The following is a 14,690-nucleotide window of genomic DNA, read 5'->3' on the forward strand; positions in this document are numbered from 1 at the left end:
TCGCTTTGACAAATCCTATCGACCTGCATTTTATAGGATTCAAGTCTGAGATAATGCACCATAGATGTGCGAAAATGCTGGATCAAGGCGCGATCGATTGGGACGACTTCCGCTTCGTGCTCGCCATCGTGCGGGGCGGCTCGGTGTCGGCTGCGGCCAAACAGCTCGGCGTCGACCATGCCACGGTCATCCGCCGCGTCGATCGGCTGGAGAAGCACCTCTCCGCCAAGCTGTTTGACCGGCGCAAGACCGGCTATCTCCTCACCGAGGCCGGCCAGCGCGTCGCCGACAGTGCGGAGGCGATGGAATCGACCATCGCCGCCAGCCAGGAGCAGGTCGGTGGCTCACTTGCCCGGCTGACCGGCACGGTGCGGATTGGCGCGCCCGACGGGTTCGGCACTGCATTCCTCGCACCGCGGCTCGCGCCTTTCGTGGACCGGTATCCCGATCTCGATCTGCAACTCGTGGCGACAGCGCGACTGTTCAGCCTCTCCAAGCGCGAGGCCGATATCGCAATCAGCCTGACCCTGCCGAAGGAAGGCCGCATCGTCGGCCGCAAGCTGCTCGACTACCAGCTCGGACTGTACGCCGCCCCCACCTATCTCGATCGCTTCCCGAAGATCACCTCGCGCGAGACGCTGCCGCAGCATCGCTTTGTCGGCTATATCGAGGAACTGCTGTTCACGCCGGAGCTCGATTATCTGCCACAGGTGTCGCCGAAGATATCCGCACGTTTCCGCAGCGCCAATCTGATCGCGCAACTCAACGCCACGCTCGCCGGGTTCGGCATCGCGGTGCTGCCGCATTTCATGGCGGCCGATTATCCGCAGCTCAGGCCAGTGCTGCCTGGGGAGGTCTCGATCACCCGCACCTTCTGGATGCTGATGCATGCCGACAGCAAGGATCTCGCGCGGATCCGCGCGGTCGCGGATTACATCTGCGAGATCGTGGAGCGCGACCGGGCGGTGTTTGCGGGAAGGTGAATTGGGGGATTTGTAGGGTAGGCAAAGCGACTTGTCCGGCGTAGCTCGAAGAGCGAAGGCGGAAGCTGCCCACCTCTTTTCTCGCCGGGGAGATAGAAGCGGTGGGCACGGCGCAAGGGCCCCTTTGCCCACCCGGCATCCCGCCTAGTTCTGCTTCGGCTTCTTCGCCGCCGGCTCGCGGCGCGCGCTGTCGAGCGCTGTGTCCCTGCCCGCCTTCAGCACCTCGTCGGACAGTTCGCTCGAGCCGGCGATCCGCGCCAGCAGCATGGTGCCGGCCATCGTGGCGAGCGTCGCAATCGCCTGCTTGCGCGCGGCCTTGCGCGGCAGGTTCGGGATATAATCGGTCATCATCTCGATCATCTCATCGAGCTTGCCAGCGAAGGCCTTGCGCGTCTTCGGGCTTTCGCGGGCAATCTCGGCCCCGAGCGCGGGGATCGAGCAGCCGTGGCCGGGGTCGTCGCGGTGCAGCGCGGAGAGATAGCTGTCCGCAATTAGCGCCAGCCGCTTCTCAGGAGCGACCTCGCCGGTCATCTTGCGCCAGTGCTCCATCGAGCGGTCCATGGCGTGGGCAAAGGCCTCGATCACCAGCGCCTCTCGGGAATCGAAATGGGCATAGAACCCGCCATGGGTCAGGCCGGCCTCCTTCATGAGATCGGCCACGCCGATGCCGTGGGCCCCCTTCTCACGCAGCCGAACGGACGCCTTCCTCACGATGCGGTCGTGGGTTTCCTGCTTGTGTTCCCTGGAATAGCGCATAGCGGTCTCATTGAATGTCGAAGGTCATTTAATAACACGGCGCATGCAAAAATGGAGCATTAATTCGCTGTCAGGTTATTGCCTATCATTGCAAAGGTCGCGGTTGCGTGCACCGCAAGGTCGCCCTTGACGTCGCGGACGAAGCCTTCGGTATAGCTGGTCTGGCGTCCGAGCTTGATTACCTTGCCTTCGGCCGAGATCAGTCCCGAGCGGACCGAGAGCGGACGCAGGAAGGTCAGCTTCAGATCGAGGGTGACCGAGCTATGGCCGGCCTCCAGCCTGGTCGTGATCGCGCAGCCCATCGCGGTATCGAGCAACGCCGCGGCGGTCGCCCCGTGCAGCAGCCCGATGGTATTTTCGAGATCCTCCCTCGGCTCCAGTTCCATCACGATCCGGCCCGGCTCCACCACCGCGATGGTGAAGCCGATCAGCATCGCAAGCGGCGGACCGGGCAGCCGGCCGTCGCGGATCGCCTCCATCACCTCGATCCCGGAAAGTCCCATCGCGGCCTTGGCGACCGGCCCCGGCGCCTGCCAGCCCACCACCCGCTCGCGCTTGAGGGTCGGCGAAAATAGCTCGAACGTATCGGATGCAGTCATGACGGCTCCATTATATGACAACTGTCATACTATAGGGTGGATTTCGTCCTTGGCAACTCGATCGCGTCCAACGCCTTGACAAGCCCGGCGTTCGGACCGGAAGTGACGCTGACCCGTGCGCCCCGCACCGGGGTCCACCAACGTTCGAGTTCCCACGATGGAAATGCTCAATGCCCACTGCGGCGTGACGCGCGATGCACGCGGCGTCGTCCATCTCTCGATCTGCAATGCCGGCCCGCTCAACATCTTGAGCTCGCCGGTTACCGGCGCCATGCGTGAGGGCTTGCAGCGCCTCGCCACCGAGCGCAGCATTCGCGTGATCGTGCTGCGCGGCCAGAGCGAGAAGAGCCTGATCGGCGGCGCCGACATCAAGGAAATGGCGAAGCTCGACCAGGCATCCGCCGAGGCGTTCATCTCGCGCCTGCGCGATCTCTGCGAAGCCGTCCGTAACTTCCCTGCCCCGATCATCGCGCGGATGCCGGGTTGGTGCCTCGGCGGCGGGCTCGAGGTTGCGGCTGCCTGCGACTTCCGGATCGCAGGCCATGATGCGCATTTCGGCATGCCGGAGGTCCGCGTCGGCATCCCCTCGGTGATCCACGCGGCGCTGTTGCCGCGCCTGATCGGCTGGGGCCGCGCGCGCTGGCTGGTGATGACGGCGGAAAATATCGATGCCCCAACGGCGCTGGCCTGGGGTCTCGTCGACAAGGTCGCTCCGGACGGCGGGCTCGACGAGGCGGTCGAGCACACCGTAAAGGCGCTGCTCGCATGCGGCCCCGAGGCGCTGCGGTCGCAGAAGGCGCTGCTGCGGCAATGGGAGGAATTGCCGCTGACCGAGTCGGTCAACCTCAGCGTCAAGGTGTTCGGCGAGTCGTTCCTGACGGACGAGCCGACGCGGCTGATGCAGGAGTTCGTCAACCGGAAGCGGTAGGCTCGCGTCAAAGGCGGGTGTCATGCCCCGCCACCGGGTCTCGCCTTCGGCGAGCCCGATGACAGGCTCCAGCGGGGCATCCGGTACGCCGCGGCCTCTCCGTAGCCTCGCGCTGCCTCTGGAATACTGGATCACTCGCTTTCGCGGGTGATGACGGCGTTGTTAGAGGCACGTCCGCCCGACCAACTCCAAACAAATCTCATCCCACGCACGACAATTTCTCATGCCGCACGCGATTGCATTTTTTGCAACGCATCATATGATGACTGTAATCTTACAACACACCCCCAGGGAGCCCGCCATGGCCGCCGATCCCGTCGTCATCGTCTCCGCCGCCCGCACGCCGCTTGGTCGCTTCCTGGGCGAACTGTCGCCGCTCGCCGCACACAAGCTCGGCTCGCACGTGATCTCCGCGGCGCTGGAGCGCGTGAAGCTTGCGCCCGAGAAGGTCGACGAGGTCTTCATGGGTTGCGTCCTGCCCGCGGGCCAGGGCCAGGCGCCGGCCCGTCAGGCGGCGCGTGCGGCGGGCCTGCCCGATGCGACCGGTGCGACCACCGTCAACAAGGTCTGCGGATCCGGGATGAAGGCGACCATGCTGGCGCACGACATCATCCGCGCCGGCTCGGCCGATATCGTCGTCTCCGGCGGCATGGAGAGCATGAGCAATGCGCCCTATCTGTTGGCGAAGGCGCGCGGCGGCTACCGCGCCGGCCATGATCGCATCATCGACCACATGATGATGGATGGGCTGGAGGACGCCTACGAGAGCGGCCGCTCGATGGGCGACTTCGGCGAGGCCACCGCCGAGGCCTATCAGTTCACGCGCAGGGATCAGGACGCCTTTGCGATCGAGACGCTGAGCCGCGCGCGCAAGGCCGTGGAGAGCGGCGCGTTCAAGGCCGAGATCACACCGATTACGCTCAGCGAGAAGACAGGTCCGCGCATCATCGCCAATGACGAACATCCGCTGAAGGTCGATCCGGCCAAGATCCCTGGCCTGAAGCCGGCGTTCCGCGCCAACGGCACCATCACGCCGGCGGCCTCGTCGGCCAATGCCGATGGCGCGGCGGCGCTCGTACTGACGAGGCGCGGACTTGCCGATCGCAACGGCCTGCCGGTGCTCGCCGAGATCAAGGGCCACGCCACACACAGCCAGGAGCCGCAATGGTTCACCACTGCACCGATCCCGGCGATCCGCAAGCTGCTGGACAAGGTCGACTGGAGCGTCGACGAGGTCGACCTGTTCGAGATCAACGAGGCGTTTGCGGTCGTGGCGATGGCCGCGCAGCGCGATCTCGGCATTCCCCGCGACAAGCTGAACATCAACGGTGGCGCCTGCGCGCTCGGCCATCCCATAGGCGCGACCGGCGCGCGATTGATCGTGACGCTGCTGCACGCGCTGGAAGCGCACAACCTCAAGCGTGGCGTCGCGGCGCTCTGCATCGGCGGCGGCGAAGCCACTGCGATCGCGGTTGAGCGGCTTGCGCACTAACGCCGGTGTCCGAAAATAAGGGAAGTCTGTCATTTTAGACACGCGCGATCCGTGACAGGATGGCAACCTGAAACAGACTACGCAGATTTCTAACCAACGTGGGGCTCAATGATCTCTAACTCGCTCGCGGCGGTGCTCGGCCGCCACAACATCCACTACGGCTGGGTGATGGTCGGCGTGACCTTCCTCGCCGCGCTGATCAGCGCCGGCACTGTCGGCGCGCCCGGCGTATTCATCGTCCCCCTCCAAAAGGAGTTCGGCTGGAGCACTGCGGAAATTTCCTCCGCGCTCTCGATCCGTTTCATTCTGTTCGGCCTGATGGCGCCGTTCGCAGCCGCCCTGCTCAACCGCTACGGCCTGCGCAACGTGACGCTGACGGCGCAGCTTATCGTCGTCTCGGCGCTGGTTGCTTCGCTCGGGATGACTAAGGTCTGGCAGCTCATGCTGCTGTGGGGCGTCGTGATCGGCATCGGCACCGGCATGACTGCACTGGTGCTGGGTGCCACGATCGCCACGCGGTGGTTTGCCGCGCGGCGCGGCCTCGTCATCGGCATCATGACCGCGAGCGTCGCCACGGGACAGCTCGTGTTCCTGCCCTTGCTCGCGAGCCTGACCGAGCGCTTCGGCTGGCGCCTCGCGCTCTCCTTCGTCTGCGTCATGCTGGGCGTCTCCGCGACCGCGGTGGCGCTCGCGATGTGCGACCGCCCCAGTGATGTTGGCCTGCGCCCGTTCGGCGATGAGGGCACCGAGCCGCTGCCCGCCCCGCCCGTGAGTCACGCGCCGATCACAGCCGTTGCGCTCGGCACGCTGCGCGACGTCTCGACGTCGCGCGCGTTCTGGATCCTGTTTGCGACCTTCTTCGTCTGCGGTGCCTCCACCAACGGCCTCGTCCAGGTGCACCTGATCCCGATGTGTCTTGATTACGGCATCCCGCAGGTGCAGGCGGCGAGCCTGTTAGCTGCGATGGGCATCTTCGACTTCTTCGGCACCATCATGTCGGGTTGGCTCTCCGACCGTTACGACAACCGCTACCTCCTGTTCTGGTACTACGGCCTGCGCGGGCTCTCGCTAGTGTTCCTGCCGTTCAGCGACTTCTCCTTCTACGGCCTGTCTATCTTCGCAATGTTCTACGGACTCGACTGGATCGCCACGGTGCCGCCGACGGTACGGCTGACAGCGCAGAAGTTCGGACCGGAGCGCGCCAATCTGGTGTTCGGCTGGATCTTTGCCGGCCACCAGCTCGGCGCCGGCACCGCCGCCTTTGGCGCCGGCCTGTCGCGAACGCTGCTGGCGAGCTACCTGCCTGCCTTCTTCATCGCCGGCGCGCTCTGCATCTTCGCTTCGCTGATCGTGCTGGCGCTCGCGCGCCAGCCGAAGCCCGCGATGGCGCTGGCAGCCGGCAAGTAGTGGTGGGCGGGCGGCCCATGCCATCCGCCGGAGCCTGCGCGTGGGCCCCCCCTACTCCGCCGCGAGACTCGTGGCCGCCGCGGCTTCCTGGACGTAATCGTGCACGACGCGGCCGAACGGCAGCGTCAGGTCGGCGATGTAGTGATGCGCGCCGATCACCCGGCGGACGGGGAAATCCGCAACCGGCGCGTTGACGTGGGGCACGAGGTGAAGCCGACCGGGCCCCATCCAGGAGCCCTTCGGGACGATGTCGGTGAGGTTGATCGCGACGAGTTGGCAGACCTCGAGATGGCCGTCGACGCCAGGGATCATCTTCAGATTGATCTGCGTCTTCGACAGCGTCGCGCGGGTGAGATCGCCGTTGCCGGCCATGCTCTCGTGCTTGTAGCCCATCGTCCCCATGGCGACGAGCTGACCGGCATATTCCAGCGTGCCGGTCAGGGTATCCTTGACGATCTCGAGCTTGGGATGGGCGTACTTCTTGGGAAAGCCCCAGATTTCGCGCCCCGCAGCGATCGGTGGGTCGTCGTCGAGATACATCTGGGAGACGAAGTTCACCTCCTCGCCGTGCAGGCGCGCGGGGATCACCAGGCCAGACTCGGTGTAGCTGCCGAAGCCGGAGGAATCCGGCATCCTGATCCATTCGTAATGCACGATCGGCTGGTCGATCGGCTCCAGCGGCTCAGGCAGGCCGGCGCGGATCAGATCAGGATCGGTCTCGTAGGTGATGACCAGGAATTCGCGGTTGACGAAGCGATAGGGACCCGCCGGATAGCTCGGTCCGGCAGCCGGCATGGACGGAAGCCTCAGCACGTCTTCCTTTCGCATCGCAGCTCTCCCGTGTGCTCTCTGTGACGCCCGTTCCGGCAATCGAGCCTTGTGATCAATTGCTAACGGTCTTCATTGACTGTGATGTGAAGGATTTCGGTCGGGAGCGCGACCTGCGGCCATTCCCCCGCCCGGTTGATCCGCATGCGAGTGATGCGTTGGCACCTGACTTGTCATCACGACGTCATTGCGGGGCGCAATCGTCCAGGTGAGGCAGGGAGGCAGCGCCATGGACGCCCGCACGTCGCAACCGGCATATCAGACACATCAGCCGCCCTCGCGGGGCTGGCGCCCCGAGCGCTGCGATCGGGTCGCGCTGGTGCTGCAAGGCGGCGGCGCGCTCGGCGCCTATCAGGCCGGCGTCTATCAGGCGCTGCACGAGGCCGGCATCGAGCCGGACTGGGTCTGCGGCGTCTCGATCGGTGCGATCAACTCCGCCATCATCGCCGGCAACAAGCCGGAGAAGCGGCTCGATCAGCTCCGCATTTTCTGGGAGCGCATCACCAACCGCAAGATCTGGCACTATACGCCTGACGGCGACGTCTTCCGCCAATGGCGCAACCTCCACAGCGCGTGGATGACTTCGGCGCTGGGCCAACCTGGCTTCTTCACCCCGCACCACGTCAATCCGTGGTTCAGCCCGGTCGGGGCCAGGACCGCAACGAGCTATTACGACACGGCCCCATTGCGCGAGAGCCTGCGCGAGCTCGTCGACTTCGACCTGATCAACGAAAAGAAGATCCGCTTCGCGGTCGGCGCGGTGAATGTGCTGTCCGGCAACTTCATCTATTTCGATAACGCTCACGACGAGATCGAGCCCGAGCACGTCATGGCCTCCGGCGCCCTTCCGCCGGCGCTGCCCATGGTCAGGATCGGCACCGATCACTTCTGGGACGGCGGCATCGTCTCCAACACGCCGCTCCAGCATCTGCTCGACCAGGAGGACGATCTCAACTCGCTCGTGTTCCAGGTCGACCTGTTCAGCGCGCGCGGCGTGCTGCCGCGCTCGATCCAGGACGTGATGGCCCGCCACAAGGACATCATGTATTCCTCGCGCACGCGCCACAACACCGACGTCTATCGCCGGACGCATAATCTGAAGGTCCTGCTCTACAAGGCGCTGGCGAAGCTTCCCGACGAACAATTGTCCGAGGAGGAGCGCAATCTCAAGACGAGCCTGCGCAACATGCCGGAGATCGCGATCCTGCATCTGATCTATCAGCAGAAGGCCTATGAGGGCGACGCCAAGGATCACGAATTCTCCGGCACCTCGATGCGCGAGCACTGGACGAGCGGCTACGAGGACACCAAGCGCACGCTGAAGCGTCGCGACTGGATCAAGATGCCCGACGAAGGCATGGGCCTCGTCGTGCACGACGTGCACCGGGAGACCGAGAGCGCGTAGTTGTCTCCACCTCGTCATTGCGAGCGCAGCGAAGCAATCCAGAATCCTTCCGCGGAGACAGTCTGGGTTGCTTCGCTTCGCTCGCAATGACAGCCGAGCTACGGCCTGATCGTCATGTTCGCCGGCGGCCCCGGCGTCCTGAGCGGCTCCGCGAGCCGCGCGAACTCGCACAGCAGCGATCTTGTCTTGCGGGGGTCGATGATCTCCTCGACCCAGAACTTTTCGGCCGAGCGGAACGGCGAGCGCAGCTTGTTGAGGCGCTCCTCTATCTCCTTCAGCTTCGCCGCCTTGTCCTCGGCCGCGTCGATGTCGGCGCGATAGGCCGCCTCGATGCCGCCTTCGAGGGGCAGCGAGCCCCAATAGGCCGACGGCCAGGCATAGCGGATCGAGAAGCGATCGGCCGGTTGATGCACGACGCCGGCTACCCCAAACGCGTTGCGCAGGATCACCGTGCACCAGGGCACTGTGGTCTGGTTGACCGCGGCCATGGCGCGCACGCCGTGGCGGATCGTGGCCGCCTTCTCGGCGTCCAGCCCGATCATGAAGCCCGGGCAATCCATGAGATAGACGATCGGCAGATGGAAGGTTTCGGCGAAATCGACCCAGCGCACGATCTTCTGGCAGGCATCCGCCGTCCATGAGCCGCCATAGTGGAAGGGATCGCTGGCAAGCAGCATCACGGCCCTGCCCTCGAGCCGCGCGAGACCGACGATGACCGGCTTGCCGAAATTGCCGGCAACCTCGAAGAACGAGCCCTTGTCGACGACTGACTCGATGATGGGGCGCATCTTGTAGACCTGCCGGCGGTTCCGCGGCACGGCCTTCGTCAAGCCTTCGTCAATGCGATCCGGATCGTCATGGCACGGCAGCGTCGGCGGCAATTCGTAGACCGATGCCGGCAGATAGGACAGGAAGCGCCGCGCGCAGGCGAACGCCTCGGCCTCGGTCTCGACGGCATGATCGACCGCGCCCGCGCGGGTCTGGATGTCGGCGCCGCCGAGGTCCTGCTTGGATAGATCCTGCCCGAGCCGCTTCACCACCGGCGGTCCCGCGACGAACATCGCGGAATTCTTGGTCATGACGGAATAGTGGCTGGCGGCAAGCCGCGCGGCGCCGAGGCCTGCGACCGAACCGAGCCCGAGCGCAACGACGGGCACACGCGCGAGGTTTTCCGTCGTGAAGCGGTACCAGCGCGTGCCGCCGATGCCGCCCGGCAGGTTCGCCGCGCCTTTGGTCTCGATCGTCTTCACCGAGCCGCCGCCGCCGGAGCCTTCGATGATGCGGATGATGGGCAAGCGGAAGTCGTGCGCCATCTCCTCGGCCATCAGCGGCTTGGCAGAGATCGACGCATCCGCCGAGCCGCCGCGCACGGTGAAGTCGTCGCCGACCACCACCACCGTGCGGCCGTCGACCCTGGCGCGACCGAACACGCAGTTGGCCGGCGTCACATGCTTGAGCTCGCCATGCGCGTCGTATTCGCCGATGCCGGAGACGGCACCGATCTCGTGAAAGCTGCCTTTGTCGATCAGCCCTTCGATACGCTCCCGAACAGTTAGCCGGCCCTGGTCATGCTGTCGCTTGACCTTGTCAACGCCGCCCATCTCCCGCGCGAAGGCTTCGCGCCGGGCGAGCTCGTCGAGTTCCGGCTTCCAGTTCATTCAGTCCCTCCGGCGCGATCGGCTTGTTATTGTTTCGCACGGCCATCGCGATCGGCTTGCGCTCGAGACGGTTGTTGAGGAAGTCGCCCTCGGCGCCTTCGAGCAGGTCGCCAACCGCCTTGCCGAGCTTGACCATCAGCGGCGCGACCTCGCTGCGCAGCCGCTCCTCGTCATACATCGCCGCCAACAGGCCGATCGTGACCACCACGACGGTCTGATATTGCGGCGACCACATCGGCACCGCGACGCCGTTGATGTGCGGGCTCCACAGGCCGCAGGCCACGACATAGCCGTGTTTGCGCAGGGACTCACGGTTGGCCTCGATGCGCGGCTTCAACAGCCGGGCCGCCTCCGGCGCCTCCCGCTCCATCTCCGCAATCAAGGCATCGCCGATCTCCGGCTGCAGCGCGGCCGTATAGGCGGCGCCGGCGGCAGTGGAGGCCATCGCGATCCGGCTGCCGGTTCCCTCGTGCAGGCCGAGCGCGCTCGCCGAGCGGGCAAATTCGAGATAGACGAGATGGAACCGATCGGGGATGACGAATCCTACCGTCCCCGGCAATTGCTCGGCGACATCCTCGAGCCGCAGGCGGATGAGGTTGCGCAGCTGCGCGCCCTTCATCATCGAGGCGCCCATCGCGACCGCGCTGGGCCCGATCCGGTACTTCTGATCGCGCGGCAGATAAACCAGCTGCCCCATGCGCGTCAGCGTGTGCGTGAGCCGCGATACCGTCGAGCGCGGCAGGCCGCAGCGATTGGAGATTTCGAGATTACCGAGCCGCGCCTCGTGGCCCTCGAAGCATCGCAACACATCGAATGCGCGCGAGACCACCTGGATGACATCACTTTCGCCGGCCTCACCAGCGAGCATGCCTTGCCTACTCAACCGCTCAGAACGTCGTCCCATGTTCCCTACCGTTATGTTTCGCTGTGCGGAATTAAATTCCGCTTGAAGGACACGCTACCTCAGGCATCTTGCGACGACAACAAAAAGGCGATCGGCAATGCCAAAAATTAAGGATCGTCTCGGAGGTCGCAGGACACATGCGCGCGATTCCCGTTGAAGTTGGGAAAAGCGTTGTGGATGGCGACGACGTTGCATTCGTCCAAGCCGATGAAGACGAAGATACCGGTGCCCTCGCCTGCGGCAGGGACGATCGCATCGCCTCTCGTCAACTCGACGACATCGTCGTGAGGCCAGGCGCTCTCGATCATCGCGCACTGATCATGCAATCAGCATTGCGACAATGGCAGGCTACTCGGGCCCAACGCGGAAATCTTTCGTTGAGTCGCTAGTGACTGAATTTCGGGCGGCTCGTGCACCTCCGGATGGGTTGCGCCTGCCCTGATGGCGTTGCACAAGGAGGGCATGACACCGCTATCATCGCCTGCCAGCACCTGGACACAATCGAAGCCGCCTTTGCTGCGCTTCCTCGACACTTGCCACGCCGAATTCTCGGCCGAGACCTCCGGTGCCGTCGCCGACTATATCCCCGAGCTCAGCAAGGCCGATCCTGCTTATTTCGGCATCAGCCTCGCGACGCTGGACGGCCATGTCTATGAAGTCGGAGACAGCAGGGTCCCCTTCACCATCCAGTCGATGTCAAAGCCGTTCGTGTTCGCACTGGCGCTCGACACGCTGGGCGCCGCGCGGGTCGAGAGCGCGATCGGCGTCGAGCCCTCCGGCGATCCCTTCAATTCGATCCGGCTCAATGCCGAGAACCATCCCTTCAACCCGATGGTCAATGCCGGCGCGATCGCCTGTACCGGGCTGATCCAGGAGAGCAAGGGTGAAGCCGCCTTCGAGGAGATCCGCAAGGCGCTCGGCAGATTCGCCGGGCGCGAACTCGACGTCGATGACGCCGTCTACAGGTCCGAAAGCCAGACCGGCGATCGCAACCGCGCCATCGCCTACCTGCTGCGCACCAATGCCGTGATATCGGACAATGTTGCCGATGTGCTCGACGTCTATTTCCGGCAATGCGCGGTGCTGGTCACTGCGCGCGACATCGCCGTCATGGCGGCAACGCTCGCCAACCGCGGCGTCAATCCGGTCACCGGCGAGCAGGTGATGACGCCTTACGCCATCGCGCGGACGCTGTCGGTGATGACGTCGTCAGGCATGTACGACTATGCCGGCGAATGGATCTACCGGATCGGCATCCCCGCCAAGAGCGGCGTCGGCGGCGGAATTCTCGCCGCCCTTCCCGCCAGGCTCGGGCTCGGCAGCTATTCGCCAAAGCTCGACAAGCACGGCAACAGCGTGCGCGGCATCAAGGTCTGCGAGGCGCTGTCCTCGCATTACGACCTGCATATGCTCAACCGCAGCGACGACGCGCGCAACGCGGTTATCGCGGACTATCACATCGGCCAGAGCCCGTCGCGCCGCGTCCGCCGCCTCAGCGAGCGCGAGATCCTTGCAGCCCACGAGGACGAGGTCCGCGTCATCGAGCTCGTCGGCACGCTGTCGCTTTCGGCCGTCGACTACGTCTCGCGGCGGCTTGCGGCGCGGCCACGACCGCAACTCGTAATCTTCGACCTGCACCGCGTCACTTCGACGACCCGCGCCGGCGCGCGGCTCGTGGCGGAGGCCTTCGAGGATCTCGCGGCGCTCAACGTCACCGTGGTCCTGTCCGGCGTGCAGCGCGCCTCGCGGGAATGGACCGCGCTTCGCGAATGGACAGCGGAGCTGAAGAACGTCCGCGACTTCTACCTGCTGGACACCGCGATCGAATGGGCGGAAGACCAGATCGTCTATCGCTATGGCGGATCGATCGACTTCCACGAGACCACGGAGCTCGTCGAGCAGCCGCTGCTTGCGGGCCTCAGCGAGGAAGAGCTGACCGACCTCGGCTCGCTCTGCACGATCCGCACTTATCAGACCGGCCAGAAGATCGTCGCGGCCGGCGATCCCGCCGATTCCCTGTTCTTCCTGCGCAGCGGCGCCGTTCACGTCACGCTGCCCGACGGCGTTCGCCTGGCGACGCTGACGGCCGGCATGGCCTTCGGCGAAATGGCGCTGCTGGAATCAATGCGCTCCGCGGACGTCTTGGCCGACATGGCGGCGACCGCCTTCGAGGTACCGCTGAAGGATTTCGAGCGCTTTCGCCAGCAGCATCCGCACGCCAGCGAACGCATCATGCGTAATTTGGCGCAGCTTCTCGCCGACCGGCTGATCGTCGCCAACGCCAAGGTGGACATCCTGACGTCGACCTAGCGGCGTCAGCGGCTCGCCGCCTCACGCAGGCGCCGGTTGATCCTGGCTGCGCTCTTGGCGAGCAGGTCGGACGGCTTCTGGCCGGTCGCCGCGCAGAGGCAAGCCCAATAGTAAATGGTGTCGCCGAGCTCATCGACGAGGCCGGCCTGATCAAGCCAGCCGTCGCGCAGGAGCTTCTTGATGTGATCGGCGACCTCGCCGGCCTCGGCCGTCAGGCCGAGCCCGAGATAGGACAGCCGTTCGTTGGTCGGGTGCTCTTCGACCTTGGCGACCGTCGCTGCCCAGGCCGCGAATTCATCGATGTCCATCGGCATCCCTCGCCGCATCTCGAACTCTAAAGCGCGCTAAGATCTGGCGATGGATCGTCATCGCGCTTTAGATTTTGTATTTGAGCATGATCTTTTCGGAAAACCGCTTCACGCTTTGCGCTAACGCGGCCCTTCGGGTCCGGATCATGCTCTAGCCCACGACCTCCGTCACCGGCTGGAGGTCGATCTCGAACGTCTCGAGAAATTTCGACGTCATGATGTAGAAGCCCACCGAAAGCTGCAATTCGACCAGCGCTCCAGGCGTGAGCTTTGCGGCGATCGCCTTGAAGGTCGCGTCCGTCGGCCTGTTCAGCTTGACGATTTCGTCCGTAAACGCTAGCGCCGCGCGCTGTGTCTCGGTAAAGCACGTCGCCGCCTGCCAGTTCGCGAGCGCCTCGTTCTGCTCGTCGGTGACGCCGACATTCTTGCCGATACGCTTGTGCGCGATGATCTCGTAAGGCGCCTCGCAGAGGATCCCCGTCCGCGTGATCGCAAGTTCCCGAACGATCGGGTCAAGCTCTCCCCGGCTCCGGATTGCGCCGCCCAGCCGGCAATACTGCACGAAATAATCGGGCGAATGCGACATCATGCGGAAGATATTGGCGTTGCGATTCTTGGCGAGAATGTCGCGGGTACGCTCGGACGCATTGGAAGAATCGGCGTAGTCGATACGGGCCATCAGCCACCCTGGTCTTGTTGCGGTTTTTGCGGGCAGTTCGGAAGACTATTCTTGCACCGACGCAAGAGCAACATCATCGAGTCAAATTGCCGCCTTATTGCTGAACGACCTTGCAACCGTCGATATTCGCCGCGTGGGGACAAATCGCAGCGAATACTCGAAGTGGGGTGTTCCGAGTAAAAAAATATGACCGTCGCGGCGCAACGCGCGCAACGATGAGTCGCGCCCAAGTCTAGGGAGAAAACGGCATGAAGGAAGCCACCAGGAGGGCGGCCTCGGAAGCGTTCGCGCATATGCTGGCGGTGACGGCGATGCTCGTCATCGCCAGCATATTGTTCTACGGGCGCTAAAAAGAGATTTCGTCATTCCGGGGTGGTGCGTACGGGACTGCGCAAAGCGCGCGGCCCGGTAACCAGACCCAGAATCCCGTTCC

General features: G+C 64.5%; 14 protein-coding genes. 7 read left to right on the top strand and 7 right to left on the bottom strand.

The window, feature by feature from the left end:
• The first annotated feature begins 74 nt into the window (after positions 1-74).
• Complete coding sequence (locus ACV1FX_RS03650; protein WP_473116178.1) at positions 75-983, top strand: LysR family transcriptional regulator; 909 nt, start codon at positions 75-77, stop codon at positions 981-983.
• 144 nt (positions 984-1,127) lie between these two features.
• On the opposite strand, the gene ACV1FX_RS03655 is transcribed toward ACV1FX_RS03650, so the two are convergent.
• Positions 1,128-1,739: a TetR/AcrR family transcriptional regulator gene (locus ACV1FX_RS03655; RefSeq protein WP_473116179.1), complete on the bottom strand. Its 612-nt coding sequence runs from the start codon at positions 1,737-1,739 to the stop codon at positions 1,128-1,130.
• Positions 1,740-1,798: 59 nt separating this feature from the next.
• Positions 1,799-2,338, bottom strand: a complete 540-nt coding sequence (locus tag ACV1FX_RS03660) for a PaaI family thioesterase (RefSeq protein ID WP_473116180.1) — start codon at positions 2,336-2,338, stop codon at positions 1,799-1,801.
• A 157-nt stretch (positions 2,339-2,495) separates the two neighbouring features.
• Here ACV1FX_RS03660 and ACV1FX_RS03665 point away from each other — a divergent pair, with 157 nt between their 5' ends.
• The 3 genes from ACV1FX_RS03665 (at position 2,496) to ACV1FX_RS03675 (ending at position 6,165) form a co-directional block, all read left to right on the top strand.
• Complete coding sequence (locus tag ACV1FX_RS03665; protein WP_473116181.1) at positions 2,496-3,266, top strand: enoyl-CoA hydratase; 771 nt, start codon at positions 2,496-2,498, stop codon at positions 3,264-3,266.
• A 301-nt stretch (positions 3,267-3,567) separates the two neighbouring features.
• Complete coding sequence (locus ACV1FX_RS03670; RefSeq protein WP_473116182.1) at positions 3,568-4,758, top strand: acetyl-CoA C-acyltransferase; 1,191 nt, start codon at positions 3,568-3,570, stop codon at positions 4,756-4,758.
• Positions 4,759-4,866: 108 nt separating this feature from the next.
• Complete coding sequence (locus ACV1FX_RS03675; protein ID WP_473116183.1) at positions 4,867-6,165, top strand: MFS transporter; 1,299 nt, start codon at positions 4,867-4,869, stop codon at positions 6,163-6,165.
• A 51-nt stretch (positions 6,166-6,216) separates the two neighbouring features.
• Here ACV1FX_RS03675 and ACV1FX_RS03680 read toward each other — a convergent pair whose 3' ends face one another.
• On the bottom strand, positions 6,217-6,993 hold the full coding sequence (locus tag ACV1FX_RS03680) for an acetoacetate decarboxylase (protein ID WP_473116184.1): 777 nt from the start codon (positions 6,991-6,993) through the stop codon (positions 6,217-6,219).
• Positions 6,994-7,222: 229 nt separating this feature from the next.
• Between ACV1FX_RS03680 and ACV1FX_RS03685 the strand changes: the two genes are divergently transcribed.
• On the top strand, positions 7,223-8,398 hold the full coding sequence (locus tag ACV1FX_RS03685) for a patatin-like phospholipase family protein (protein WP_473116185.1): 1,176 nt from the start codon (positions 7,223-7,225) through the stop codon (positions 8,396-8,398).
• Positions 8,399-8,496: 98 nt separating this feature from the next.
• Here the strand turns inward: ACV1FX_RS03685 and ACV1FX_RS03690 are convergent, their stop codons facing one another.
• Positions 8,497-10,056 carry an acyl-CoA carboxylase subunit beta gene (locus ACV1FX_RS03690; RefSeq protein ID WP_473116186.1) on the bottom strand — a complete coding sequence of 520 codons (1,560 nt, stop codon included), beginning with the start codon at positions 10,054-10,056 and terminating at the stop codon, positions 8,497-8,499.
• Complete coding sequence (locus ACV1FX_RS03695) at positions 9,986-10,960, bottom strand: IclR family transcriptional regulator (protein WP_473116187.1); 975 nt, start codon at positions 10,958-10,960, stop codon at positions 9,986-9,988. The genes ACV1FX_RS03690 and ACV1FX_RS03695 overlap by 71 nt, the downstream gene beginning before the upstream one ends.
• Positions 10,961-11,097: 137 nt before the next feature.
• On the opposite strand from ACV1FX_RS03695, the gene ACV1FX_RS03700 reads away from it, so the two are divergent.
• Together ACV1FX_RS03700 and glsA are read left to right on the top strand one after the other, a co-directional pair.
• A complete protein-coding gene (locus tag ACV1FX_RS03700; protein ID WP_473116188.1) occupies positions 11,098-11,349 on the top strand; it encodes a hypothetical protein in 252 nt (83 codons plus the stop codon).
• 73 nt (positions 11,350-11,422) lie between these two features.
• Positions 11,423-13,270: a glutaminase A gene (gene glsA, locus ACV1FX_RS03705; protein WP_473116189.1), complete on the top strand. Its 1,848-nt coding sequence runs from the start codon at positions 11,423-11,425 to the stop codon at positions 13,268-13,270.
• A gap of 5 nt (positions 13,271-13,275) precedes the next feature.
• Here the strand turns inward: glsA and ACV1FX_RS03710 are convergent, their stop codons facing one another.
• Together ACV1FX_RS03710 and ACV1FX_RS03715 are read right to left on the bottom strand one after the other, a co-directional pair.
• Positions 13,276-13,578: a nucleoside triphosphate pyrophosphohydrolase family protein gene (locus tag ACV1FX_RS03710; protein WP_473116190.1), complete on the bottom strand. Its 303-nt coding sequence runs from the start codon at positions 13,576-13,578 to the stop codon at positions 13,276-13,278.
• A gap of 151 nt (positions 13,579-13,729) precedes the next feature.
• Positions 13,730-14,257, bottom strand: coding sequence for a carboxymuconolactone decarboxylase family protein (locus ACV1FX_RS03715; RefSeq protein ID WP_473116191.1), 528 nt, complete (start codon positions 14,255-14,257; stop codon positions 13,730-13,732).
• Positions 14,258-14,690 lie beyond the last annotated feature (433 nt).

It is taken from the genome of Bradyrhizobium ingae (assembly GCF_055791185.1).

Coding starts and splice junctions, on each gene's coding strand:
- ACV1FX_RS03650 (WP_473116178.1), top strand. CDS start 75: ATGCTGGATCAAGGCGCGATCGATTGGGACGACTTCCGCTTCGTGCTC.
- ACV1FX_RS03655 (WP_473116179.1), bottom strand. CDS start 1,739: ATGCGCTATTCCAGGGAACACAAGCAGGAAACCCACGACCGCATCGTG.
- ACV1FX_RS03660 (WP_473116180.1), bottom strand. CDS start 2,338: ATGACTGCATCCGATACGTTCGAGCTATTTTCGCCGACCCTCAAGCGC.
- ACV1FX_RS03665 (WP_473116181.1), top strand. CDS start 2,496: ATGGAAATGCTCAATGCCCACTGCGGCGTGACGCGCGATGCACGCGGC.
- ACV1FX_RS03670 (WP_473116182.1), top strand. CDS start 3,568: ATGGCCGCCGATCCCGTCGTCATCGTCTCCGCCGCCCGCACGCCGCTT.
- ACV1FX_RS03675 (WP_473116183.1), top strand. CDS start 4,867: ATGATCTCTAACTCGCTCGCGGCGGTGCTCGGCCGCCACAACATCCAC.
- ACV1FX_RS03680 (WP_473116184.1), bottom strand. CDS start 6,993: ATGCGAAAGGAAGACGTGCTGAGGCTTCCGTCCATGCCGGCTGCCGGA.
- ACV1FX_RS03685 (WP_473116185.1), top strand. CDS start 7,223: ATGGACGCCCGCACGTCGCAACCGGCATATCAGACACATCAGCCGCCC.
- ACV1FX_RS03690 (WP_473116186.1), bottom strand. CDS start 10,056: ATGAACTGGAAGCCGGAACTCGACGAGCTCGCCCGGCGCGAAGCCTTC.
- ACV1FX_RS03695 (WP_473116187.1), bottom strand. CDS start 10,960: ATGGGACGACGTTCTGAGCGGTTGAGTAGGCAAGGCATGCTCGCTGGT.
- ACV1FX_RS03700 (WP_473116188.1), top strand. CDS start 11,098: ATGCGCGCGATTCCCGTTGAAGTTGGGAAAAGCGTTGTGGATGGCGAC.
- glsA (WP_473116189.1), top strand. CDS start 11,423: ATGACACCGCTATCATCGCCTGCCAGCACCTGGACACAATCGAAGCCG.
- ACV1FX_RS03710 (WP_473116190.1), bottom strand. CDS start 13,578: ATGGACATCGATGAATTCGCGGCCTGGGCAGCGACGGTCGCCAAGGTC.
- ACV1FX_RS03715 (WP_473116191.1), bottom strand. CDS start 14,257: ATGGCCCGTATCGACTACGCCGATTCTTCCAATGCGTCCGAGCGTACC.